Below are 24,315 nucleotides of genomic sequence, written 5' to 3'. Positions count from 1 at the left end.
TTCTGTAACTTCTTTTATATCAGTGGTTAAACCTTAGTTTTTACTTTAGACCACTCTTTTATTTGCCAGTAAATTCTGCCGGTAGTCAGGTGGTTTCCTTCTTTATCATGAGCCTTAACCTCGCAACATACCACCACGGCTTCATTTTTTTCTAAGGGGGTAATGACCTCTTTTTGCAGCCATTCCTGGCTAATGGCAAAACTTACGGTGGTTTCCATCTTGGCTTGGTAGTGATAATCCATTTCCAGCTTTTGCATTATAATTCTATACTTTTTAGCCCCCAGACAATTGAGCAGTACCAGTCCGGTGGAGTATTCGGAGGCTGTGGCTAGAGCACAGGCGTGGATTCCTTTTATATGATTAAAGTTGGCCCTTTTGTACGGTATATGAATGTCTACGCCAAAATCGGTTAGCGACTTAATACGAAAGCCATGAGGTTTGTTGAAGGGAATCATTCGAGCCAACCCAAAATTGAGTAGTGAAAGATGTTTTTTAGAGGTTTTGGCTTTCGCCATTAGAGTAGCCGTATCGAACATGGGTAGAAGAGTTTGTTTTAATTTATACATTCTTGCTTAATTTCCGCGCATGTTGAGTTTTTGGGAGTCAGATTTCTATACTAGTTATGATCATATAGTGGTAGGCACCGGTATTGTGGGTTTGTCTACTGCGCTTTCTATTCGGGAAAAACTACCCAATGCCCGTGTACTGGTGCTTGAGAGGGGGCATTTTCCAACCGGAGCAAGTACTAAAAATGCAGGGTTTGCCTGCTTTGGTAGCCTTTCTGAGATTGCGGCTGATTTGGAAAAACTTTCTGAAGAGGAAGTGTTGAAACTGGTTCAGCTTCGGTGGGAGGGGCTTCAACTGCTGAGACAGAGGCTGACCGATGAGGCTATCGACTTCAGAAATTATGGAGGCTATGAGTTGCTTCGTGCCAGTGAAGTAGGAGTACTGGAACAAATGGATAGGGTAAATACTCTGCTTAAGCCCCTGTTTGGCCAGCCGGTCTATTCGTTGGTCAATGAACGGATTGAGTCTTTTGGTTTTCCTAAGAGCCGGGTTGAGGCTCTTGTTTTCAACCCTTTTGAAGCTCAGATTCATTCAGGGCGAATGATGAAACGACTTACGGCTCTTGCGACCTCCAAAGGAGTGGAGGTGATGACCGGTGCTCAGGTAGTTGCCTTTGAGGAGCAGTCGGGTTGTGTAGAGGTAGCACTGGCCAATGGCCCTAAGTTGAGGGCTGGGCAGTTGGTGTTTTGCACTAATGCTTTTACCCGATATTTCTTTCCCCATGCCGATCTGGAGCCGGGAAGAGGAGTAGTGTTAGTTACTCAGCCAATTGAGGGGTTAAAGCTCAAAGGAACTTATCATTATGACGAGGGCTATTACTATTTTAGAAACTATGAGAACCGGGTTATTTTTGGAGGAGGAAGAAATCTCGATCTCAAAACAGAAAACACTACTGATTTTAACATCAACGATCGTATACTCAACCAACTGAAATCGGATTTACAAGAACTTATATTGCCGGATACCCGCGTAGAAATAGATAGGGTATGGACCGGGATAATGGCATTTGGCCCTAATAAGAAGCCCATTGTTGAGCGGGTATCTCCAAGGATCACTATGGGAGTACGGCTCGGAGGTATGGGGGTTGCCATTGGCAGCAAAATTGGCCAGCAGCTTGCGGAAATCGTCTGCCAATAATTAAATATTTGCTATCTTCAACGCTTACCTATAAGACGTATGAGTTACCAATATCAGAAGCCGTCTCTTTTTCAGGCATTTATACCCATAATTTTTCTGGTTGCCGTATTGGGAGTCAATGTGGCCATATTTGGAGATTCTTCTCTGGACGGATCGAATCAAATTATTTTAATTCTTTCGGCCGGAGTGGCTGCTCTTGTAGCTCTCAAGCTAGGCATGAAGTGGGAGGCCATTCAAAACGGAATAGTCAAGAGCATTAGCTCGGCCATGGCCTCGATTATAATTTTGCTCCTTATAGGTTCATTGGCTGGCACCTGGTTACTTTCGGGCATTGTACCGGCCATGATTTACTATGGTCTTCAAATCCTGAACCCAACATTTTTTCTGGTTGCGGCTTGCATTGTTTGTTCTATAGTGTCTGTGGCTACGGGTAGTTCCTGGACAACGGCCGCTACGGTTGGTATAGCCCTGATTGGAATTGGCAAGGCTCTTGGTTTGCATGAAGGTATGGTGGCCGGAGCGGTTCTTTCAGGGGCCTATTTTGGCGATAAAATGTCTCCACTTTCCGACACTACCAACCTGGCTCCGGCCATGGCAGGAACCGATTTGTTTACACACATTCGGTACATGACTTACACCACTGTGCCATCTATTATTATCGCCTTAATACTGTTCCTTATTCTTGGTTTCACCCACGGTGGAAACGGAGACATTGGAGAAACAGAAGCTATACTCTCGGCCATTTCCAGCCAGTTCAATATAAACGGCTGGTTGTTTTTGGTTCCCCTCGTAGTAGTGATCTTAATTGTAAAGAAGATGCCGGCTATTCCGGCCATTCTTATTGGGGCCTTGCTGGGAGCAGTTTTTGCGCTTGTATTTCAACCGGAAATGGTCAAGACAGTTTCCGGATGGGAAGGCAGCAGTGTGGAAATGAGCTTTGTGGGCATAATGAAGTCGCTTTATGGTGAAATAGCCATAGTAACAGGCAATGCCACAGTGGATGATCTCTTAAAGTCAGGAGGTATGGCCGGTATGCTTAAAACTGTATGGCTTATTCTTTCGGCCATGATTTTTGGCGGTGTAATGGAGGCCAGTGGTCTGCTCAAACGTATTGCCGAAGCGGTAATTTCTAAGGTAGAATCAACCGGCTCGTTAGTGGCTTCTACGGCCGTGACTACCATTTTCTTTAACGGAACAGCCTCAGATCAATATTTAGCCATTGTGGTGCCCGGCAGAATGTATGCCGATATCTACCGGAAGAAGGGATTGGCCCCGGAAAACCTAAGTAGAACGTTGGAAGATTCCGGTACGGTTACCTCAGTGCTCATTCCATGGAATACCTGCGGTGCTTATCATTCAAAAGTGTTGGGGGTAGCCACAGGGGCCTACTTGTGGTTTGCTTTCTTCAATATTATAAGCCCCATAATGACTATAATTTACGCATACTTTAACATCAAAATCAGAAAAATTAAACCTTCAGAAACACCGGCATAGATAAGCTTCCATATGATGTTTCCACTATCCATTAGCAAAGACGAGGTGATGCAGTTTCCCTTACGACACTATGAGGGGAAAATTGTGGTAGCCGCTACAGAAGAACAGATTGAAGAAGCCATGCGGGAAATTAACCAACATGGGGTAGTGGGGTTTGATACAGAGGCCAAACCTACTTTTAAAAAGGGGCAAGTAAGAAATATTGGTCTTATTCAGGTGGCTACAGAGCAAAAGGTATATCTGCTTAGAACCCATCAATTGGGTATAATGGATAGTGTGCACCATTTTCTGGAAAATGATGAAATACTCAAGGTAGGCATAGGACTAAAAGATGATTATAACTTGCTGGATCGTTTGCGGCCTTTTGAGCCAGCCGGTTTTTTAGACCTCAACGATACATTCGAAGAGTTGGGGGCCGAAAATATAGGAGCCAGAAACCTGGCCGCAATGATTTTGGAAATTAGAATATCAAAATCGGCTCAAACCTCTAACTGGGAGGTAGACCAGCTCACTAAAAAGCAACTTCTGTATGCTGCCACCGATGCCTGGATATGCCTTGAAATATATAAGAAGCTCGATGGTTGGGGCTATCTTTAAACTACCAACGGCCGGTATAGGCTAAAGACTCTCCCGTGATGTTCTGCAAACAAGCTCTTTTCAGTTGAATAATTTGTCTGAGGTGTATGTAGTCATGTGCCACCCAGTTCGCCAGTATGTTTCGGGCTGTCATTTGACCATACTCAGGATGAACAAGGTGTGCCTCCCAGTCTGTTGGTACTAATTTCCTGAGCCACTCTACCGATTGCTCTCTCTCCTTTGCCCATTCATTTAATTTTTGGGTGAAATGTTGAGTGGCGTAGCTTTTTTCAGTAACCCAGGCCTCCGGATCGATTGGTAGAAAAGGAAACTGATTAGGGGCTAAAGCTACCTGTATCCTGTACTTAAAATCATGTTTTTCCTCATCGGCCAAATGGCAAATAATTTCCAGCAGGTTCCAACGGCCGGGTTCCGGCTTCCAGCTGATTATGTGGGGCGGAGTTTTTTCAAGCAGGCTTAAAAAGACTTCCTTATTATCAGCGAGCTGGTTAATTAGCCAGTCGGTTTGTATGTTTTTTTCAGCTTCGTGCATCCTTTTTGTTCAAAGTATGTCATTCCACCAAAACCTACAACAAAATGCAACAACTCAAATCGATCCTTACCCTTCTTGCCCTGACTTTTACCATTACTTTCACTCAGGCTCAGGAGCGAATAGAAAAGACTTTTACAGGTATTAAATCCATTCGGCTGACAACAGCTTCCGGTAATGGCACCATTAAAAAAGGCAGCGGAAATCAGGTGAAAGTGACTGTGGAATATACTTATGATAAAGAGGACTATGAACCGGAATTTGAACAGAATGGCGACCGCCTGACTATTAAGGAAGAATTTAGGAGAAGCCGTTGGACTCGCGGTTACTCTGAATGGACGCTTGAGATTCCGGATGGTCTTGAGCTTGATTTTAAGACAGGGTCTGGAAATATTGAAGTAAACGGGCTGACTGTGGAGCTTCGTACAAATACGGGGTCCGGAAATATTCGATTGGATGATGTGCGAGGCGATGTTCATGCCAACACCGGTTCGGGAAATATTTCGCTAAGAGCCGTTGATGGTGCTATGGACGTGAATACAGGTTCAGGCTCCATTAGGATAGATCGTGCCAAGGGGAATACAGACCTGAATACTGGCAGTGGTAACGTGAGAGCCAATGGAATTGAAGGCGGCCTTAGAATTAACACCGGCAGTGGCAATATTGAAGTAGATGAAGCCAAAATTCGTGGAAACTCTTCGCTCAATACAGGTTCTGGCAATGTAGAAGTAACTCTGGCAGGAGAACTGGACTACGACTTGTCTTTAAACACCGGCTCAGGGAATGCCATGCTCAACTTTAATGGCCATGAAATAGCGGGGGAATTTTATATGAGGGCTAATGATGAAGATGATATTAGCGCACCTTTCCGTTTCGACAGGTCGTATGAAGACGATCGTGGTTCTAACTGGAGGGGGAGAAACAAGGGGCATATCAAAGAAGCCAAAATTGGGAATAAGACCATCAGAATTCGTATTAGTACGGGTTCAGGAAGGGCTGTAGTAAGAAAATAGCAGGTCATTGTAACGAATAGCTATTTATTCAGTCTCTAAAACAACCATAACGCTCAGGTCAAATGCTCAAAAACTTTATAGTGGTTGCGCTGCGCAACCTTAAGAAAAACTCGCTCTATTCGGTAATCAATATCTCCGGGCTTTCTGTAGGTATTGCTTGCAGTATGCTTATTTTGTTGTGGGTAAAAGAAGAAACTTCGTTCGATAAGTTCATTCCAAAAGTAGACAGGCTTCACCAGGTGTGGGTCAATGCCTCAATTGCCGGAGGAGTTTCTTCCTGGAATTCAGTGCCTCTGCCCACATACATGGAAATGAAATCGGCCCATGCCAAAATAGTCAACTCGGCAGTAGCCGGATGGGGAGGTAACCGATTGATAACCAACGGGGATAAGCGCATTAATATTCGTGGCTACTTTGTGAGCAACGAGTTTCTCGATATGTTCGAGTTTCCAATGGTAGAAGGAGATAGAAGCCTGGTACTGGACGATCCTTCTTCCATTGTGATTTCAGAAACATTGGCATCAACTCTTTTTCAGGAAGGAGAAAATCCGATTGGTCAGTTTGTGAAGGTCGATGATTCTAGCACTCTTCAGGTAACGGGTATTATTAAAGACGTACCCCAAAACTCATCTTTTCAGTTTCATTACCTTATTCCCTGGAAACACCGCGAGTCTATACAACAATGGGTGAGGGACAATACGGACAACTGGGGCAACTATTCTTTTCAGGTATATGTAGAACTTGCCGGAGAAGGTGACGAGAAAGAAGTGGAGGAGGCTATAAGTGGTATTCTTACTGAAAAAGGGCAGGACGATGTGCCGCGGGAGTTCTTCCTGCACCCGATGAGCCGCTGGAGGCTGCATAGTAATTTTGAAAATGGAGTGGAAGCCGGTGGGCAACAAGAGTATGTTACTCTGTTTTCTGTAATCGCCATGTTCATATTGCTAATTGCCTGTATCAACTTTATGAACCTGGCTACAGCCCGTTCTGAAAGAAGAGCACGAGAGGTAGGCATCAGAAAGAGTCTGGGCAGCAAGAGGGGTCAACTCATTATGCAGTTTTATGGTGAGTCGTTGATCATATCGGTTATATCTTACCTGTTCTCCATTTTGCTGGTGTTGGCCTCTTTACCGGCCTATAACAATCTGGTTGATAAACGGCTTTCTATAGACTTTCAGTCGTCAGAATTCTGGCTGTTCTCGCTCGCCATCATTTTGCTCACTGGTATTATTTCCGGAAGTTATCCTTCACTTTATCTTTCCTCATTTAACCCCATTAAAACACTTAAAGGCAAAGTAGCGGTGGGTAAGAATGCCAATTTGCCACGCAAAATACTGGTCATGCTTCAGTTTGGTGTTGCCATCATACTAATAGTAGGCACTATTGTTATTCTAAAACAGATAGACCTGGCCAAAAGCCGCGACATTGGCTATAGTCAGGAAGGCCTTATTACCGTATCGCTGACCGATGACATTACCAAAAACTATGAGGTAATAAAGAATGAGCTGATACGAAAAAACCTCATTGTGAATATGACAAGGTCTAACAGTCGCATTACGGATATCAACTCCAACAACTTTTTGGGGTGGCCGGGAAAACCGGAGTCGGAAAAAGTAATGTTTGTAACTGTGGTGAGGGGATATGATTATGCGGAAACAATGGGAGCCAAAATGCTCTATGGCAGAGACTTCAGCAAAGAGTTTTCCAGCGATTCTTCGGCCATTATCATCAATAAAGCAGCCCTGGACTTGATGGGCCTGGAAGGAGACCCCATTGGTACTTCACTAGATCTTTGGGGCGATAAGCGTAATCTGGTAGGTGTGATCGATAATATACTTATGGGCTCTCCTTATGAAGAAGTTCGGCCTATGTTTATGATTATTGACAATTGGGGTGGATCGGCAACCCTAAGGTTGAGGCCAACAGATAATATGCAGTCTACTTTGGCGGGTGTGCAGGAGGTTTTTGAGCAATATAACCCTGCTTATCCGTTCGAATATCAGTTTGTAGATGAGGCTTTTCAACGCAAGTACACTACAATTAATCTAACCAGAAAGCTGTCTACCATCTTTGCTGTACTCACCATTTTTATAACCGGCCTGGGCTTGTTTGGCTTAGCCAGTTACATGGCCGAACAGCGCATAAAAGAAATTGGTATTCGCAAGGTTCTTGGAGCCTCGGTCACTAGCCTGGTGGGGCTCATGTCTAAAGATTTTGCCAAGCTCGTGCTCCTGTCTTTTGTGATTTCAGCTCCTTTTGCCTACTGGTTGCTACATAATTATTTGCAGCGTTACACCATTAGAACAACTCTTGACTGGTGGATTTTTGCGCTTACAGGAGCTCTGGCGTTATTCTTCGCCATAGTGGTGGTGGTTAATCAGGCCAGAAGAGCTGCGTTGGCTAATCCGGCCAGTTCGCTACGAAATGAATGAGTAGCTATACTTCACATTGATATAGATAGCAGGGTGAGCTAAGGAACTCGAATTGAGGGCCTCGGCTCATTCCATTTTTTAGAGCTACCTGTTGAGAGCCCACATTGTCTATGTGAATAATGGAGACAACGCGATTGGAAATTTGCTGGTGGATAAAATATTGCTTGAGCGCAATGGCCATTTCAGAGGCCAGCCCTTGCCCCCAAAGTTCCGGAATCACCGAATAGCCAATTTCAAACTCAGGCTTCCCTAAAATATCATCGCGCCAAATGATGCCGGCATTGCCTACCAAACGATGAGATTGCCTGTCGCAGGCAGCCAAAATACCTATGCCGGTTTCATCATAGCGTTTCATTTGCCGGTCAATCCATATTTCCGACTGCAGCTCAGGAGCCTTTTGGTCGGTAACTCCTACAAAGTGAAGGTTAGGGTTGTTTATAAAAAAGGTGGTCCATGCGGGAACATCTTCATGAGAAAGTGGCCGAAAATAAAGACGTTTAGTTTCTATTGGAAAGCTATAGGAATGCAGTTTCATGGTATCTGGTACTGAATGGCGTGGCTAAGATTTTGTAAAAGTATAACCTTGTTTTCAAACTCTTCTACTTTACTCACAATGAGTTCGGCCTCAAGACTGCATTCCATTTCAAACTCCTGTCGGGTAATCTGCATTTCAAAGTCATTAACCAGTTTCATGGCCTCGTTCATTTCTTCGTATGGAAACTGAAGCTTTATGGTTTGGGTAATGAGTTTTTCTTCAATGCTGGTGTTATCAAGAGCCAGAGCGGCAGCTGTTTTATAGGCATTGATAAGTCCGCTCACCCCCAATTTAGTACCTCCAAAATAGCGAACTACAATAACCAGCGTGTTGGTGAGTTCTTTCGACCGTATTTGTCCAAGTATTGGATCTCCGGCCGAATGATTGGGCTCTCCATCATCATTTGCCCTAAACTGCGTCCCTTCATGGCCCAGAATATAGGCATAGCAATGGTGGCGGGCATCATAATAGGTTTTGCGAGTTTCTTCCAGTCTTTCTTTTACCTCATCTTCTGTTTTTACCGGAAAAGCCAGGCCTATGAATTTGCTGCCTTTTTCCTTGTATAATCCTTCGGCTGGTTGGCCTATGGTTAGAAAGCTATCCTGCATGCTACAAAGCTTTCAAAATCTCCTGATAGCTCAAAAGGAATATGACCACTAATGCCAGTCCTACCCCGATATAATTGATTCTGGAAAGTCTCTCTTTGAAGATTACAATGGCCAGGAGTGTAGAAACTATGATTATGCCAATGTTGAGAATAGGATAAACAATGGCTCCATTGTTATTAAATGCGCTTAGTCCTTTGAGTTTAAAGAAGATAGAGAAGTAATTGGGAATACCCAGGCAAATGCCACCTACCAATTCTTTCCATCCGAATTTTACGCGTTTAACAAGGCAGAACAAACTGCCTGAAACGAAGGCCGACCCGAAAATGAAGATTGGAAATATAGGCTCAACCGCTTCTTCTATGTAGTTGTGGTTGGCATAATTGATAGAGCTGTCTATAAGTCCGCCCAACACAAAAATACTCATGGGCAACAACAAGTACTTGAGCGTAATGGGCTGCATTGAACTATCGCGCTTCTTCCGGCTTACCAGTGCAATGGAAACAAAAGTAAGGGCTATGCCCAGGTAGTTCCATGAGTCTAATTCGTTGACAGCATATTTAAAAACAAACAAACTGAGTATTACGGGAAAGGCAAGGCTCATTTTGCTGGCCACCGTAGCTACCGATACCCCTCTTTTCTGTGTGGTGTAGGCCATAAGAAAGAAAGAGGAAATGAAAACAATACCCAATGCCAGGGCAAAAGGAAACCAGGGAGCTGAGGGTTCAACATGTGTCTTTAGACTATTAGCCCCCACAAAAGAAACCCCAGTTACTACGCATACCCCATAGTTAACCACAATGGCCGGTAGGGTATTGACATTGAATTTACTGTATGACCTGAAGGCCATAAAAATGGCCACATTGGCAAGAATAGTGATGAGTAAATACACCATAGCCTGCGAAAATACGGAAAAACTTTGTGGCAACAGTGTTTCCCCATGCCCTCTGGAGAGGAATAACTAAGGGCTGTATTTTGGAATTACCAGTGGGTTCAATCAAATTGGGCTTGCGGCTACACCAAATAATTTTTGTAAGATTGACCATGCGCAAAAAACCTGAATGCTATGAGTTTAGTATCCGAATGGACCAAAGAGGACGGCTCAATTTTCTGGAGGAGCTCAAAGACGTACCTTTTGAGGTAAAAAGAGTGTATTGGCTCACAGGAGTGCCCGAGCAACAGGTGAGGGGAGGGCATGCTCACAAAACAGGAGAACAGGTGATAGTGTGCATTCAGGGGCTGGTAGAGGTGGTGTTGGAAGATACGGCCGGAGAGCTGTTTACCTGCACGCTCAGCTCGCCCGATCAGGGGCTGTACATTCCTCCCATGTGGTGGGGGAAGATGCTGTTTAAAGAAAAAGCCATATTGCTGGGGCTAGCTTCAGACGAGTTTTCAGAAGAAGATTACATTAGGCAAAAAGCTGACTTTAAATGATTGAACTGAGCCGTGAATTGCCTGATAAGAGCATGACCAATGAGCCGGAGCAATTGCTGTATGGCCTGCCCGCATATGGTAAAGCAAGCTCGGGCCAGGAGCCACTTTGTTTCTATGGGCTGAGCCCAGGGGGCTTGTGTTGTCGGGTAAGCTTTACAGCCGGAGAACATGAAGCGATTAGTCTCATGAATGCCCCTTTTTCAGGTATAGACATTGCTCCAAGTTGTACTCATTCGGAGGTGCTGGCTTGGCTGCAACAAGTAGAAAAGCACTTGAAGTCTGCCGGCTACAAGACCGTCACTTTACACCAACCTCCGGCAGTCTACGGCAATCAGTCATTGGTAGAGCGAGTGCTTACAGCCAGCGGCTACCAACTCATAAGCAGTCGTAATTTTCATGTGATTTCGGTCAACGAAAGACCTCTAACCAGTCAAATGTCGGGCATGCAACTACGCAGATTCAGGAAGCTCTTGCGGGAGGAACCCGTGTTTGAAAGGTACGACTCGTCTGCTCTGAGCACTGTATTCCGGCAGATTGAACAATGGCGCAACACGGTAGACCAGCCGGTGAGCTTAGGCAAGGAGCAGGTTTTGGAACAAGCCAAGGCCTGCAAAGAGCATTATCATGCTTTTGGTCTCAGTCTTAAAAATCGCTTGGCGGCAGCCACTGTAGCTGTACGGGTGAGGGAAGATGCTTTGTATCACTTTTTACCGGCTAGCGATAGGGAATTGCATTCTGTGAGCCCTATGGTTGGGCTCGTAAACGGGCTGTACGATTGGTGCAGGCAACAGGGAATTACTATGCTCGATTTGGGGTCGTCCTATGTTCGGGGTATTGAAAAAGCTTCCCTTGTTCGGTTCAAAGAAAGCCTTGGAGCAAAAGCCTCAGTGGCTTTGAGTTGGCAGAAAACACTATCTTAGCAGCAAAAGATTGCGGTTGAAATCTAATTTTCTGAAAAGTTCTTCTTGGTCTTTTACCGCGGTGGTATTCAGAGCCTTGGGAGGCTTTACTATCAATAAGCTTTTCGCGGTAATGCTTGGCACCTCAGGCATTACACTACTCTCACATTTTCAAAACCTCACGTCTTTGTTTACTCTTTTGCCCAGCGAAGGGGTGAACCGAAGCATTATGAAGTACTGGTCTGATGAGACCCTGACCGAAGAGGAGAGGAAAAGGGTTTTTAAGACGGGCTTTTGGGTTACTGCTCTTCTTTTCTCCATTACTTTGGGGTTGCTTTTCTTCTGGAAGCAGGATTACTTTTTCGATCGGTTTATGCAGGAAATGAGCCCCTCCCGGTTTCTACTCATCTTTGTTCCGTCAGTGTTTCTCATGCTTATGTCGGGCTACCTCAATTCGGTTATTCTGGCCTTGCGTAAGGTAAAAACGTATGCCATTATCAATATTGTGGGCCTTGTACTACTGGTAGCAGTGGTTTATGGAGGGGTAAAGTTTGGTACCATAGATATGGCTCTGCTTAGTTTTGCCATTGGTTACGGCTTAATGGCTTTTGTGGCACTGGGCTATCTGCTGGCCAAAAGAAGATCCATTAAGCTGGGTTTTGGGAGCCCTGATAAGCAATCGTTTCAGCGTATATGGAAGTTCGTTCTCATGGCCATTAGTGCCATTGTTTTCGGCCGATTGTTAGACTTTGCAGTTAGGGATTATGTGATAGATCTCTATGGTTTGGACAGAACAGGTCTGTGGCAGTCTGTAGCCAAAATGTCTACAAGCTATCTGCTGGTGTTTACCGGCACCGTGGGAGTGGTTTATTATCCTAAAATGGCCTCTCTAATCCATGAGCCGGGAGCACTGAAGTCGTACGTACTCAAGGTGATGGGTTTTGTTGCGTTCGTTACGGTGTTGTGTCTGGGGGTATATTACCTCAACAAGGAGTTTTTTCTCAAGCTGTTTTTCAGTCAGGGTTTTGAACGAGCAGCCTACCTTGTTCGCTACCAGGTAATAGGCGACTTTTTTGCCATACTCTCATATCTACTGGCCTATGTATTGAGTGCCAGAGTGGAAACAGTAAAGTATATAGGAGCTCAGTTTGTTTCGGCCATTATTTACTTGGGTACAGTAGGCTTGCTTATCGATCATTTTGAGCTGGAAGCCCTGACTCTCGGCTATTTATGGCGCTATTTGGGTTTCTTTATTGTCCTCATCATATTTAACCGCAGACTCTTGTTCCGATGAAGCCGCTGGTCTCTGTAATTTGTATAGCCTATAACCACGCACCCTATGTGCAGGAGGCACTTCATTCGCTCTTTGAGCAAACTTATGCTCCTTTGGAGATCATTGTGCTAGACGATGCCAGCAAGGATAACAGTGTAGAGAATATTGAACGCGCCATAGAAGGCCGTTCGGTTAAGACTGTATTTCATACGAGCAACCGGGGTTATACCAAAACTTTCAACCAAGGACTAGCCATGAGCACCGGGCAGTACATAATTGACTTTGCGCTCGATGATCGCATGAAGCCGGACTTTATTGAAGAGAGCATAAAGGCCTTTGAGCAGGGAGAGAGCGATTTGGGAGTGGTTTTCTCCAATGGAAATTATGTTGATGCCCAGGGAAATTTCATAGCCAACCATACCGAGGAGCTCTTGAGGAAACACCTTATGCCCTATATACCCAGTGGAGAGGTGTTTCATTGGGTACTGCGCAGATATTTTATTTGTACTCCGACTATGGTAGTGAAGAGAGAAGTATTCGATAGACTGGGTGGATACGATGAAACGCTCGCTTATGAGGATTTTGACTTTTGGGTGCGTTCCAGTCGCTTCTGGCAGTATAGGTATGTCGATAAGGTGTTAATCGAAAAACGCAAACTAGCCAATAGCATGTCCAGTCAGCGCTATGCTCATCATCTCAACGAACAAATGAACTCTGTTTTCAAAGTGTGCGAAAAAGCCTTTCAGCTTTGTAAAAGTAAGGAAGACTTTGGTGCACTTGCCGTACGCCTTAACTATGAGTACAGGCAATGCTTTCGCTCCGGTCACCTGATGCTGGCCTCTCAATACAGGCAACTGATGCGCGAAGCCGGTGTTCAATTTAATCCTGTTTCTTATTTGGCCCGGTGGGTAAATCGGGTAAACCGAAAGAAAATCCGTATATAGCCCTTAAGCCTTTTTGTAGTGCTTATCTACCAATGCTTTAGCGTATTGCCAGAGGCTTTCCGAACCTTCTTTTATTCTTTGTTTTTTGGCAATTACTGTTTCGTACGCCACGTTGTGCTGCGCCCATGTACCTCCTTTGTTCGAAGCATTTTGCATCATTGGAGCCAATCGGTCTATGGCTTTGGCAAATTTGGCTTCGTTGGTTTCTGCCGCTTCAAACTCCTTCCATACCTCAATTAATTCTTCGGCCTGATCTTTAGGTAAGAGGCCAAATATGCGATGAGCAGCTCTTAACTCCTCTTCCGTGTTGTCATGGCTCTTCTGCGTATCGAACAGAAAGGTGTCACCGGCATCAATTTCTACTATGTCATGAATCAGCAACATTTTTAGCACCTTGAGCATATCCAAAGGCTGGTCTGAATGAGTGGCCAATATCAGGGCCATCATACAAAGGTGCCAGCTGTGTTCCGCATCGTTTTCGTGGCGGTTACTGTTAAAAAGGCAAGTCATTCGTTCAACGTACTTGAGCTTGTCAATCTCATGAATGAACTGCACTTGCTTACTGAGGGTAGAAGATGAAGACATAATTTAGAGTAGGGTTTACGAAAAAAATAAAATGGGTCTACTTGTTCAAATACTGCAGGTGTACTCGACTATTTATACCTGGGGTACTATACTTACAGATCCTGCATTGGTTATTGCCGAAGATACAAATGGGGTTAAAGCATAGAAACCTAATTTTCACCATTTAACAGGTAGCCCGGCATTAAAATAAAAAAACCCGAACATCACTGCCCGGGTTTCAATGTGATTGAAAAAAGACTTATTCAGCTACAACAGTGAATTTAACGTCTTTCTTAACTTCTTTATGAAGGTCGATTTCTACTTCGTATTCACCAACCATTTTTACTTCGCTCTTGAAAGAGATTTTCTTTCTGTCTACTTCAATTCCTTTAGCTTTTAGGGCGTCAGAGATCTGAAGAGTAGTAACCGCTCCGAAAATCTTACCGCTTTCACCTACTTTAGCTTTAATCTCTAAAGTGTCATCGCCAATTGCAGCAGCAATAGCTTCAGCGTCAGCTTTAATTTTTTCTGCTTTGTGAGCAGCTTGTTTTATGTTCTCTTCAACGAGTTTTTTGTTAGACTCATTAGCGATAATGGCAAAACCCTGAGGAATAAGGTAGTTTCTACCATAACCGGGCTTTACACTTACTGTATCGTTCTTGTACCCTAAACCTTTAATATCTGTTTTCAATATTACTTCCATGACGTCTATACAGTTTAGGTGATTATTTCAATCCATCAGTTACATATGGCAACAAGGCAAGGTGTCTTGCTCTTTTCACAGCCTGAGTAACTTTTTTCTGGTACTTTAAGCTGGTACCTGTAATTCTTCTTGGAAGAATTTTGCCCTGCTCGTTCACGAAGCTCAACAAGAAATCAGGATTCTTGTAGTCTACATATTTGATACCGTTTTTCTTAAAGCGGCAGTACTTCTTTTTCTGCTGCTCTCTGTTTACTGGTTCGTTTACAAGTGTCATGCTGCTACCTCCTCTTTCTTGTTTTTCTTAAATGCGCCAGATCTTCTTTTCTCGTTGTATTCAACAGCGTGCTTGTCTAGGGCAACGGTCAGAAATCTCATTACTCTCTCATCTCTTTTAAATTCGATTTCAAGAGTGGCAATTAAACTTGGGTCGGCTTTGAACTCCATCAGGTTGTAGAAACCGGTAGACTTGTGTTGAATTGGGTAAGCCAATTTCTTAAGTCCCCACTTTTCTACGTTGATTACTTCAGCTCCACCTTCTTTGAGGAGTTGTTCGTATTGGCCGACAGCATCCTTCATCTGATCTTCAGACAAAACGGGATTCAAAATGAATACTGTCTCGTAGTTTTTTAACATTTGAATTAAATTAAGTTTTGGGCTGCAAAGGTAGGTAATTCAGTCTAAAAAACCTTGCCTTGTAAAAGATTGTCACAAAATTAATCAGTCAGCTCTTGAATGCTTAATTTCAGGAGATTAAAATTCTTTCTCATTGACGCGCTCGGCAAAAAAATCTCTTGTGGCCATATTGCTTATACTGGTGTTGCCGGTGGTGGCGTATGGCGTATTTCAGCTCAACTCGCTTACTGTAGATGAAAGAGAGCTTACCACCATTTACAGAAGGCAGTTAGAGTCGGTTTTATTTTCGGTAAACCAAACCGCACAAGACAAAAGCGAAGAGTTTTTTGGAACCTTACAAAAGGGAGAGTGGAAGCAACAGCCCGATCAGGCTTTAGACAGGCTCGGCAACTATAGATTCTTCTTTGCTTTGTATTCCAAAGAATTGGCCGGTGAGGAGGAGATTCTGCTCGCTCCGCAGCCTGACTGGCTCACTCCTGAATTTAGAAGAAGAGCCGATAGCTTGGTTTGGGCTCATCGACCCATTGTAGACCGTCTGGTGCGCTATCTCAACGAAGGAAATTTTCAGAAGGTGCAATCTTTTGAAAGCTTTTTGGTGCACAATAAAAAAGAAGTCGATTTTCAGTTCTTTGCCTCCAAAGCAGGAGACAAAGTCTTTATCAATATCTATTTTTTCAGTGCCGTTGGGTTTATAGAACAGGCATTGGTACCAAAGTTTCAGGAAATGGCTCAGGGCGATTTTATCATTACCTGCAACCGAATATCGGATGGTACCCAGATTTACTCTACCTCCGGTGAGTTGGTGGGCGATATTGAAAGCGAACCGCTAGATCTTTTGCCACGATTTGAAGTAGGCATTGCCCGCGAAGGTGGCACGGTAGAACAAGCAGTGAACCGTAGAAAAAACCAAAACCTCATAGCCCTGGGCTTGCTTATGATGGTTATGATTATTGGCGTTTGGCTGGTGTTTAGGAATGTGCAAAAGGAGATGGAGCTGGCTCAGAAAAAAGCCGATTTTGTTTCCAATGTTTCGCATGAAATCCGAACCCCGCTCGCTCTCATTAATATGTTTGCCGAAACCCTGCTGCTGGACAGGGTTAAAGAGGAAGCCAAGAAGAAAGAATACTACGAGATCATAACCAAAGAAGTGAGCCGCCTAACCAATATGCTCAATCGTATTCTGAGCTTCTCTAAAATTGAGGCCAACAAACGGGAGTACAAAAAAAGTAGGTTAGATGTCTCAGCAGTGGTTGAAGATGTAATGAGTACTTACTCTTACCACTTAGAAAGCAATGGTTTTGAGCACATCATGCAGCTACATCCCAAACCCCTTGAAGTGATGGCCGACAGAGAAGCCATTACCGAGGTATTGGTTAACCTTATAGACAACGGTATGAAGTATAGCCCCGAAAGAAAACAACTGGAAGTGCGGACTACCAAAACCGATGACTTTGCCTGTATTATGGTAAAAGACAATGGACTGGGAATTGCCAAAAACCAATTGGATAAGCTGTTCGAGAAGTTTTACCGGGTTCCTACGGGCGATGTTCACGATACCAAAGGAGCGGGCCTTGGGCTCTCTATCGTAAAACACATCATCGATGATCATGAAGGAAGAATAAAAATTGATAGCCAGCCGGGAGAGGGAAGTACCTTTAGCATTCTCCTGCCTTTGGCCAAAAAGCATTAACAGTTAAACAGAACTAAAGAAATGTCTAAAATACTCATAGTAGAAGATGAACCGGCCATGAGATTAGGGCTGAAAGACAATCTGGAGTTTGAGTCGTATCAGGTGGAGTTGGCAATTGATGGAGCCGAAGGCTTAAAGAAGGCCACAGCGAGCCAGTACGACTTGATAATATTAGATGTGATGATGCCCAAAATGTCAGGCTTTGATGTATGTAAAGCCATGCGAAAGGCCGGTGTACTCACCCCAATAATTTTTCTAACAGCTAAAAGTGAAGAGATTGACAAAGTACTGGGGCTGGAGCTTGGGGCAGATGATTACCTCACAAAGCCCTTCAGTTTAAGGGAATTAATAGCCAGGGTAAAGGCCATACTCAGGCGCAGCCAGGGGAGCTCCGATAAAAACTTGAAAGGAGAGGTTAGCATTGGCAATCTTACGGTAGATTTTGGGCAGTTTGTAGCCCGTACACACGAAGGAGAAGTGCGTATGTCGCACAAAGAGTTTGAAATACTCCAATATTTAATGGAACACACCAACGAAGTAGTGAGTCGGTATGATCTACTCAATAAAGTATGGGGTTATGAAAGTCAGCCAACCACACGAACTGTAGATAACTTCATATTAAGGTTGAGACAGCGAATTGAAGAAAACCCAAACGAACCAAGGCATATATTAACGGTGCATGGTGTAGGCTATAAGTTGCTTAGGGCTTGAGGATGGAAGCGCAAAGTGGGGAGACGGCTGACAAAGGGAATAACATAAAAGCCCGAGAATAACCCATTGAAGCACAGTGCTTTTAGAGGTCTACGGTTAGAATGAGTCAAAACCTGAAAAGAGAAATATGGGTCTGAAATCAAAGAAAAACCGATATCTAAAACCTAGCTTATGACAACTTATGACATTCGTTTACTACCCAATGACACCGGCTTTGGAATTACAGCGTAAAATTGTACCATAAGCTCAAAGATCAAATAACTCGAACATCACTAAAACTAAAACTACAGAACCAATGAAGAAGCTGTTTCAGAACTTAACGAAGCCCCAAGCCAACAAGCTCAGGCTTGCTATCGTTGATTTTTGAGACAGCTTTCATTGAAAGTTAACCGATGAAAAAAACACTGATAATAGTATTGATAATAGGGGTTCATAGCCTAGCATTTGGTCAGCATGCCAGACGGCTAATGAACCTTAGAGGCGATTGGAAATTCTCTATTGGAGACAGGGAGGAGTGGGCCTCTCCGCAATACAACGATTCAGACTGGGAAGAAATATATGTGCCTCAACGCTGGGAGCGAGAGGGGTTTAATGGCTACGATGGTTTTGCCTGGTATCGAAAAACATTTGACGGCAAGGGGTTAAAGCGCGAAAAGGTACACTTGCTCAGGTTGGGATATATAGATGATGTAGACGAGGTTTATGTAAATGGAGTGAAAATTGGCTTTTCTGGAAGTTTTTACCCCAACTACTATACGGCATGGAACGCAGAAAGACAATATGTTATTCCTCCTGAGCTCATTAACTATCAGGGCGAAAACCTCATTGCTGTGAGGGTCTTCGATCAGGGAGGCGAAGGAGGTATTTATAGTGGTGAAGTGGGGATTCTCTATCTCGATGAAGAATTTAAAGACAGTTATTACCTGGAAGGCCTCTGGAAGCTTAAGGTGGGCGACAGGCAGGAATATGCCAGGCCAGACTTTGACGACTCCCGCTGGCAAGATATTATGGTGCCCTCCAATTGGAAAACCATAGGAATATTCGATCTCAATGATTTTGCCTGGTATCGTAAAAAATTCACCATTCCTGCCAATGGTAAGCTCGATGAAATGACCCTTGTATGTGGTAAAATAGACGATTTCGATGAAGTATTCATTAATGGGGTGAAGGTAGGAGAAACCAACGATGGAAGGCCTCTTGGTCGCTCGGGTAGCTACGCCAAACTAAGGGTTTACGACATTCCAAAAGGAGTTCTGAAGAAGGGTGAGAATGTGGTTTCTGTACGGGTAGAAGACATAGGAGCCAATGGTGGTATTTATGAAGGGCCCGTATTGATAATGCCCACAGCCGAGGCCACGCGGATGGCCAGACGCTGGTCTTATTGGCGATAGGGACGGGCGGCTATCTGCTGCACCACTTCCTCATTAATTTCATGACGACCATCAAAAGTTATTACCTCCGGAGTTACCCGTAGTTGGCGGGCAATTCCATTTTGCTCAGCCATTCTCTCATCCGAAAGAAATTCATCGGCCAAGCCGTATACCAGTAAACATTCTTTGTTACGGAGTCTGTCAGAACTTTCGATAGGAGGTAAATCAGGAGGGAAAATACCTGCCCATAGCACCAGCCTATCGAAAGGAAGTGAAGTCATAGTGGCTAGTCGCGATATGGTTGCCGCTCCCTGAGAAAAGCCAAGAAAAGTAATTTTTAGAGGTTTATTCAATGGCATGATCACCTCCCGGTAAACCGCTGAGAGATAACTGATGTAATTGGTAATGTCGCTTACACGGTCTTCGCGGGTCATCCAGGTAGCACCTACTCTTCCGCTGTAACCCTGCAGATAGTAACGGAAGAGTCCTTCCGGGGCAACTATCAATCTTTTTTCATTTGCAATGGAGCTAAACTTTCGAATGAAGTAGCGCGCCAACTGGCCGTGGCCGTGGCAAACCAGCCATACTTCATCTGTCTGTGGCCCCGCTGTGCCTAGCAGTTCATAGCGCGCATTGAACTCAAAGCCAATTCTCTTTTCCATTATTCCTTTAGATGCTTGTCTGAAAATTTAAAGGGTAGAATATTGTCTATAGACTCAGATTCATACACCTCATTCTTCTCATTGAGCAAAAATAAACGAATAGGTTTTGTTTGCTGGTTCTCGTATTCACTCATCACTTGTCTGCAACTACCACAGGGAGTGGCTAGCTTAAAGCTTTTGGCAGTTTTGGGTTTAGCCACTATGGCCACCATTTCTATTTCTTCCTCAGGGTGTAGGCTTTTGGCAGCAAAGAAGGCTACCCTTTCTGCACACAATCCACTGGGGTAGGCGGCATTTTCCTGATTGTTGCCCTGCACAATTTGGCCATTGCTAAGCCGGAGAGCCGCACCCACCTGAAAATTAGAGTAGGGACAATAGGCCCTTTGGGCTGCTGTTTGTGCCTCTTCCAGCAATTGAACCACTTGCAGATCGGCATCATTTATTGAGTAGACGGTGAGTTTTGAGTTTTTGGTAATTTCTCTTTTTATCATAGGCTTTCTTAAAGAGGGCGATGAATATACAAATCTTTTGGAGGATAGTTAACAAACGGGCGCACTCCCGCTGTAGCAATTTAAGATCTTCCTGTCTGCGAAAGAATCGCTCAATAATGCCTTTTTTAACTGTTTTTTATAGAATCTACTGAAAAACAGTGTGTTATATGGTTTTCTATTTGGCCTTGCCCGGTAATCGCCAAACTAAGTGACTGTCAAATTTGATCTTGGCCCTCATTTTTGCCTAATTCGCTGAACACGTATTTGTGAACTACCTATGGAGAAAATTTTGATACTGGGAGCGGGTCGCTCTTCCAATTCTTTGATAAGCTACTTACTGGATCATGCCAAAGAACGCAATTGGCAGTTGACCATTGCCGACTATGCACTGCAACTGGCCGAAGACAAAGCCAGAGGCCACGAGCGGGCAAAAGCTGTGGCATTAGACATTACTAACGATCAGGAGCGAAAAGGCTTGGTAAAAGAACATGACTTTGTGGTTTCAATGCTTCCGGCCAAATTTCACCCGGTGGTAGCCGAAGATTGTCTGCAATTAGAGAAACACCTGTTTACAGCCTCTTACGTTTCGCCCGACATGAAGGCTATGGATGACCAAGCCAGGTCTAAAGGGCTATTGTTTTTAAATGAGTGTGGATTGGATCCTGGTATAGACCATATGTCGGCTATGAAGGTAATTGACCACATTAGAGAAGAGAAAGGCTTGGAGTTAAGGGCATTTGAATCGTTTACAGGCGGACTTTTGGCACCAGACCCTACCGATGATAACCCCTGGCAGTACGGGTTTACCTGGAACCCCAGAAATGTGGTGTTGGCAGGTCAGGGAACCGTAAAATTTATTCAGGAAGGACGTTATAAATTCATTCCTTACCACAAGCTTTTCAGGCGAATAGAAATGATTCACATTCCGGGGTATGGCTATTTTGAAGGCTATGCCAACCGAGATTCCCTCATGTATTTGGACGTGTACAACCTAAGAGGCATTAAAACGCTTTATCGGGGAACTTTGAGGAGGCCTGGATTTTGCAAGGCTTGGGATGTATTTGTACAGCTTGGGGCTACTGACGACAGCTACCTGATGGAAGGGGTAGAGGGTATGACCCACCGCCAGTTCATAAACTCTTTTCTTTCTTTTAACCCTAAAGATTCTGTAGAGCTTAAGTTGGCGCACTACCTGGGGTTAGACCTGGAAGGGCCCGAAATGCACAAACTTCAGTGGCTGGGCATGTTCGATGAAGAGCCTGTGGGCCTAATGAAGGGTACACCTGCCCAAATTTTAGAACACATTCTCAAGAAAAAATGGACCATTGGCCCTGATAAGAAAGATCAAATTGTCATGTGGCATTTGTTCGATTACGAAGAGGAGGGGGTGACCAAACGTATTCGGTCGGCCATGGTGGCTACCGGAGAGAATGCTCGCGAAACAGCTATGTCTAAGACCGTAGGTTTACCTTTGGCCATCGCCATACGCCTATTCTCTGAAGGCAAAATTGAGTCGAGAGGGGTTCAGGTTCCTATTTCCAAAGAGTTCTATGCACCTATACTGGATGAGTTGGATTCTTTAGGGTTTCAGTTCATTGAGGAAGAAGTAATACTAGACTAACTGGAATAAGTGGGCAAACGGGATAACCTCTTATTATGAAAGACTAATTGTCTTTCTTATTCTTCTTTTTAAAGATGTTGCCAATCTTCTTGAATAGCCCTTCTTTTTTAGGAGTTTCTACAGCCGTGCTGTCAATCTCCAGCCGGGTAGTTTTGGGTTTGTCTGTGTTGACGAAAATTCTACGCAGAAAACCCGCTTCTTTCTCCGGAGCACAGTTCATGAGGTTGAGCACGCGGGTAGAGGGCGGAGAAAACCTGGCATAGGCAATGGACTGATGATCGGTAGAGCGGTTCATTTTCTGCTGAAAGAGCGCATATATGGGCAGGGCAGAGTTAGCCCCCTGGCCCATGGCCGTGGTTCTAAACCCAATGCGATGGTCGTCTGAGCCAACCCAGGTAATGGTAATGAGCCTGGGAGTAAGAGCCACAAACCAACCGTCTTTGTTGTCTTGCGTAGTGCCTGTTTTCCCGGCTATATCATTCGATAGGCCGTATTTCCAGCGTAGTCGCTGAGCGGTGCCCTCAGCTACGGTGCCCTTCATCATTTCTATCATGGCCTGACGATTTTCTTCGGAAAAGACAGGAGTCTCGGCCACTTCCGGTTTAAACTGTGCCAACTCTTTGCCTTTGTTGTCTTCGATTTTCTGAATGAAATAAGGCTTAGCCGGTTTACCAAAATTAATGAAAGAGGTATAGGCTTTGGCAAGCTCCAACATGTTCATTTCTGCTGTGCCCAGGGCAATAGAAGGAACATAGGGTATGTCGGACTCTATGCCCATACGATGGGCCAGATCGATGATTTCGGGTATTCCGGCATCTTCCATTACTTTCACGGCCACGGTATTTATTGATTTGCTCAAAGCAGTTTTCATTGCGTAGTTCAGGTCGTAAGATTCACCTCCTGAGTTGGTGGCCGTCCAGTTATCGTAGTTGGCATATGTAACCTGTTGTCCGGAATAATAATCGCAGGGTTTGGCCCCTTTCTCCAGAGCCGCAGCATACACTATGGGTTTAAAAGTAGAGCCAACTTGCCTCTTGGCCATACTCACATGGTCATATTGAAAGTGTTCAAAGTTAATGCCTCCCACCCAGGTTCTAACCGCTCCGGTAAAGGGGTCTACAGAAAGAGCACAGCCTTGCAAAAACTTTAGGTAGTGCTTCACGCTATCGAGATGACTCGCTTGAACCACTTTGCTACCGTCCCAGTCCCAAAGTTCCATGGGCCTTTTAAGTTTCAACGAATCCTCAATTTGTTTTTCGGTGAGTTTCTGAGCTTTCAACTTCTTGTAGTAGTCAGATTTTCGTACTGCGTCCTGAATAATGGTGTTGTTCATTAGCCAGGGGGCACGTCTTCCATAACTATCTTCGAATTCATCCTGAAGACTGCTCAGGTGTTCGGCCAAGGCCTCTTCGGCCATCTGTTGCAGGTTATAGTCTAATGTGGTATATATTTTAAGTCCACTGGTAAAAAGATTCAGATCGGTATTGTTCTCTTTGTTGTATTCTTTAAGCCATTTTTCCAGTTTTTTCTGCAAGCTGGCTCTAAAGTATGGTGCAAGGCCGTCTTCATGGCTGAAGGATTTATAGCTTAGTTTGAGTGGTTTTTTACTGGCAATTTGTCTTTGCTCATTCATCAGGTAACCGTAGCGTTCCATTTGAGCCAATACCGTGTTGCGTCTGCTTACCGAGCGTTCCGGAAAAAGCCTGGGGTTATAACTATGTGAGGCCTTGAGCATACCTACTATTACTGCCGATTCTTCCAGGGTGAGGTCTTCTGTTCGTTTGCCGAAAAACTTTTCGGCAGCGCTTTCAACACCATAAGTATTGTCGCCAAAAGGCACGGTATTGAGGTATAGCGTAATGATTTCTTCTTTGGAGTAGAGCTTTTCTAATCGTGTAGCGCAAATAGCTTCCTTTATTTTACTCACAGGCATGGAGAATATGCCGTGGTCTTTTCTGGGGTATAAATTTTTAATGAGTTGCTGGGAGAGAGTGCTGCCACCACCGGCCGACTCATCGCCCATAAGTATAGATTTGAAGATAACCCTGAGTAAACTTCTACGATCTACTCCGTTGTGTTCATAAAAGCGTGCGTCTTCTGTAGCAATAAGAGCCTCAATAAGGTGCTTGGGAATTTCTTCAAAAGTGACGGGTTGGCGATCGAAAATAAAGTATTTGCCAATGAGTTCTCCTCCCCGGGCATAAACCTCAGTAGCTTGGCTCTGCTTTATGTCAGCCAGTTGTTCAGAAGAGGGGAGAGGCTCCCAAATTTCCCAGCGTACGGAGAGGTAAAAAGAAAATAGGGCAAGCAGCCCCAGGACAGCGCTAAAGCCTATCCACTTGATCCAGCGTTTCCAGCTATTTTTCTTTTTTCGGCTTACCATGGACTTTGGGAAAAACGTATGTTTCTTG

General features: G+C 44.4%; 25 protein-coding genes. 13 read left to right on the top strand and 12 right to left on the bottom strand.

Annotation, left to right across the window (positions count from 1 at the left end; all coding sequences use genetic code 11):
* Positions 1–26: 26 nt before the first annotated feature.
* Positions 27–566 carry a DUF4442 domain-containing protein gene (locus B3O12_RS07420; protein WP_229838580.1) on the bottom strand — a complete coding sequence of 180 codons (540 nt, stop codon included), beginning with the start codon at positions 564–566 and terminating at the stop codon, positions 27–29.
* A 19-nt stretch (positions 567–585) separates the two neighbouring features.
* Here B3O12_RS07420 and B3O12_RS07415 point away from each other — a divergent pair, with 19 nt between their 5' ends.
* From B3O12_RS07415 to B3O12_RS07405, 3 genes are read left to right on the top strand one after another with little or no spacing between them, the layout of a single operon-like run.
* Positions 586–1,704: an NAD(P)/FAD-dependent oxidoreductase gene (locus B3O12_RS07415; protein ID WP_286755823.1), complete on the top strand. Its 1,119-nt coding sequence runs from the start codon at positions 586–588 to the stop codon at positions 1,702–1,704.
* Between the two features lie 39 nt (positions 1,705–1,743).
* A complete protein-coding gene (nhaC, locus tag B3O12_RS07410) occupies positions 1,744–3,198 on the top strand; it encodes a Na+/H+ antiporter NhaC (protein ID WP_286743593.1) in 1,455 nt (484 codons plus the stop codon).
* A 12-nt stretch (positions 3,199–3,210) separates the two neighbouring features.
* On the top strand, positions 3,211–3,795 hold the full coding sequence (locus B3O12_RS07405; RefSeq protein WP_189629665.1) for a 3'-5' exonuclease: 585 nt from the start codon (positions 3,211–3,213) through the stop codon (positions 3,793–3,795).
* A 1-nt stretch (position 3,796) separates the two neighbouring features.
* Here B3O12_RS07405 and B3O12_RS07400 read toward each other — a convergent pair whose 3' ends face one another.
* Positions 3,797–4,327, bottom strand: a complete 531-nt coding sequence (locus tag B3O12_RS07400; RefSeq protein ID WP_286755822.1) for a DinB family protein — start codon at positions 4,325–4,327, stop codon at positions 3,797–3,799.
* Between the two features lie 44 nt (positions 4,328–4,371).
* Between B3O12_RS07400 and B3O12_RS07395 the strand changes: the two genes are divergently transcribed.
* Positions 4,372–5,337 carry a DUF4097 family beta strand repeat-containing protein gene (locus B3O12_RS07395; protein WP_189629667.1) on the top strand — a complete coding sequence of 322 codons (966 nt, stop codon included), beginning with the start codon at positions 4,372–4,374 and terminating at the stop codon, positions 5,335–5,337.
* 62 nt (positions 5,338–5,399) lie between these two features.
* Complete coding sequence (locus B3O12_RS07390) at positions 5,400–7,769, top strand: ABC transporter permease (RefSeq protein WP_286755821.1); 2,370 nt, start codon at positions 5,400–5,402, stop codon at positions 7,767–7,769.
* A gap of 4 nt (positions 7,770–7,773) precedes the next feature.
* Here the strand turns inward: B3O12_RS07390 and B3O12_RS07385 are convergent, their stop codons facing one another.
* Genes B3O12_RS07385 through B3O12_RS07375 form a run of 3 tightly spaced genes read right to left on the bottom strand, consistent with a single transcriptional unit; the run spans position 7,774 to position 9,837 of the window.
* The gene (locus B3O12_RS07385) at positions 7,774–8,304 is read right to left on the bottom strand and encodes a GNAT family N-acetyltransferase (protein ID WP_286755820.1); all 531 of its coding nucleotides are present in this window, start codon (positions 8,302–8,304) and stop codon (positions 7,774–7,776) included.
* Positions 8,301–8,912 (bottom strand): IMPACT family protein, encoded by a 612-nt coding sequence (locus tag B3O12_RS07380; protein WP_286743605.1) that lies wholly within the window; start codon positions 8,910–8,912, stop codon positions 8,301–8,303. The genes B3O12_RS07385 and B3O12_RS07380 overlap by 4 nt, the downstream gene beginning before the upstream one ends.
* Before the next feature lies 1 nt (position 8,913).
* On the bottom strand, positions 8,914–9,837 hold the full coding sequence (locus tag B3O12_RS07375) for a hypothetical protein (protein ID WP_229838581.1): 924 nt from the start codon (positions 9,835–9,837) through the stop codon (positions 8,914–8,916).
* A 116-nt stretch (positions 9,838–9,953) separates the two neighbouring features.
* Here B3O12_RS07375 and B3O12_RS07370 point away from each other — a divergent pair, with 116 nt between their 5' ends.
* From B3O12_RS07370 to B3O12_RS07355, 4 genes are read left to right on the top strand one after another with little or no spacing between them, the layout of a single operon-like run.
* Positions 9,954–10,343 carry a sugar 3,4-ketoisomerase gene (locus tag B3O12_RS07370; protein ID WP_286755818.1) on the top strand — a complete coding sequence of 130 codons (390 nt, stop codon included), beginning with the start codon at positions 9,954–9,956 and terminating at the stop codon, positions 10,341–10,343.
* Complete coding sequence (locus tag B3O12_RS07365) at positions 10,340–11,263, top strand: GNAT family N-acetyltransferase (RefSeq protein WP_286755817.1); 924 nt, start codon at positions 10,340–10,342, stop codon at positions 11,261–11,263. The genes B3O12_RS07370 and B3O12_RS07365 overlap by 4 nt, the downstream gene beginning before the upstream one ends.
* A gap of 16 nt (positions 11,264–11,279) precedes the next feature.
* Positions 11,280–12,536: a hypothetical protein gene (locus B3O12_RS07360; RefSeq protein WP_189629673.1), complete on the top strand. Its 1,257-nt coding sequence runs from the start codon at positions 11,280–11,282 to the stop codon at positions 12,534–12,536.
* The gene (locus B3O12_RS07355) at positions 12,533–13,459 is read left to right on the top strand and encodes a glycosyltransferase family 2 protein (protein ID WP_286755816.1); all 927 of its coding nucleotides are present in this window, start codon (positions 12,533–12,535) and stop codon (positions 13,457–13,459) included. The genes B3O12_RS07360 and B3O12_RS07355 overlap by 4 nt, the downstream gene beginning before the upstream one ends.
* A 3-nt stretch (positions 13,460–13,462) precedes the next feature.
* Here the strand turns inward: B3O12_RS07355 and B3O12_RS07350 are convergent, their stop codons facing one another.
* The 4 genes from B3O12_RS07350 to rpsF all read right to left on the bottom strand — a co-directional run bounded on the left by B3O12_RS07350 (position 13,463) and on the right by rpsF (position 15,359).
* The gene (locus B3O12_RS07350) at positions 13,463–14,044 is read right to left on the bottom strand and encodes an HD domain-containing protein (RefSeq protein ID WP_286755815.1); all 582 of its coding nucleotides are present in this window, start codon (positions 14,042–14,044) and stop codon (positions 13,463–13,465) included.
* A 238-nt stretch (positions 14,045–14,282) separates the two neighbouring features.
* Entirely contained in the window at positions 14,283–14,726 is a 444-nt protein-coding gene (gene rplI / locus B3O12_RS07345) for a 50S ribosomal protein L9 (RefSeq protein WP_189629676.1), read from the bottom strand.
* A gap of 22 nt (positions 14,727–14,748) precedes the next feature.
* Entirely contained in the window at positions 14,749–15,000 is a 252-nt protein-coding gene (gene rpsR, locus B3O12_RS07340) for a 30S ribosomal protein S18 (RefSeq protein ID WP_189629677.1), read from the bottom strand.
* Positions 14,997–15,359 (bottom strand): 30S ribosomal protein S6, encoded by a 363-nt coding sequence (gene rpsF / locus B3O12_RS07335; protein WP_189629678.1) that lies wholly within the window; start codon positions 15,357–15,359, stop codon positions 14,997–14,999. Before rpsF ends, rpsR begins: the two co-directional genes overlap by 4 nt.
* Positions 15,360–15,492: 133 nt before the next feature.
* Between rpsF and B3O12_RS07330 the strand changes: the two genes are divergently transcribed.
* From B3O12_RS07330 to B3O12_RS07320, 3 genes are all read left to right on the top strand, one after another.
* Positions 15,493–17,049, top strand: a complete 1,557-nt coding sequence (locus tag B3O12_RS07330) for a sensor histidine kinase (RefSeq protein WP_286755814.1) — start codon at positions 15,493–15,495, stop codon at positions 17,047–17,049.
* Positions 17,050–17,070: 21 nt separating this feature from the next.
* Complete coding sequence (locus tag B3O12_RS07325; protein ID WP_189629680.1) at positions 17,071–17,760, top strand: response regulator transcription factor; 690 nt, start codon at positions 17,071–17,073, stop codon at positions 17,758–17,760.
* A 392-nt stretch (positions 17,761–18,152) separates the two neighbouring features.
* Positions 18,153–19,151, top strand: coding sequence for a beta galactosidase jelly roll domain-containing protein (locus B3O12_RS07320; protein ID WP_286748358.1), 999 nt, complete (start codon positions 18,153–18,155; stop codon positions 19,149–19,151).
* Here B3O12_RS07320 and B3O12_RS07315 read toward each other — a convergent pair.
* Positions 19,139–19,792, bottom strand: a complete 654-nt coding sequence (locus B3O12_RS07315) for an alpha/beta hydrolase (RefSeq protein WP_189629682.1) — start codon at positions 19,790–19,792, stop codon at positions 19,139–19,141. The genes B3O12_RS07320 and B3O12_RS07315 overlap by 13 nt on opposite strands.
* Positions 19,792–20,283, bottom strand: coding sequence for a cytidine deaminase (gene cdd, locus B3O12_RS07310; protein WP_286755813.1), 492 nt, complete (start codon positions 20,281–20,283; stop codon positions 19,792–19,794). The genes B3O12_RS07315 and cdd overlap by 1 nt, the downstream gene beginning before the upstream one ends.
* A gap of 277 nt (positions 20,284–20,560) precedes the next feature.
* On the opposite strand from cdd, the gene B3O12_RS07305 reads away from it, so the two are divergent.
* Positions 20,561–21,904, top strand: a complete 1,344-nt coding sequence (locus tag B3O12_RS07305; RefSeq protein ID WP_189629684.1) for a saccharopine dehydrogenase family protein — start codon at positions 20,561–20,563, stop codon at positions 21,902–21,904.
* A gap of 43 nt (positions 21,905–21,947) precedes the next feature.
* Here the strand turns inward: B3O12_RS07305 and B3O12_RS07300 are convergent, their stop codons facing one another.
* Entirely contained in the window at positions 21,948–24,287 is a 2,340-nt protein-coding gene (locus B3O12_RS07300; RefSeq protein ID WP_286755812.1) for a penicillin-binding protein 1A, read from the bottom strand.
* Between the last annotated feature and the right edge of the window lie 28 nt (positions 24,288–24,315).

Origin of the sequence: Roseivirga sp. UBA838 (assembly GCF_002296035.1) — a bacterium.
In the GTDB taxonomy this organism is placed as follows: domain Bacteria; phylum Bacteroidota; class Bacteroidia; order Cytophagales; family Cyclobacteriaceae; genus Roseivirga; species Roseivirga thermotolerans.
Note: the sequence above shows the minus strand (reverse complement) of the source record. Positions and strands in the feature narration are given on the sequence as shown.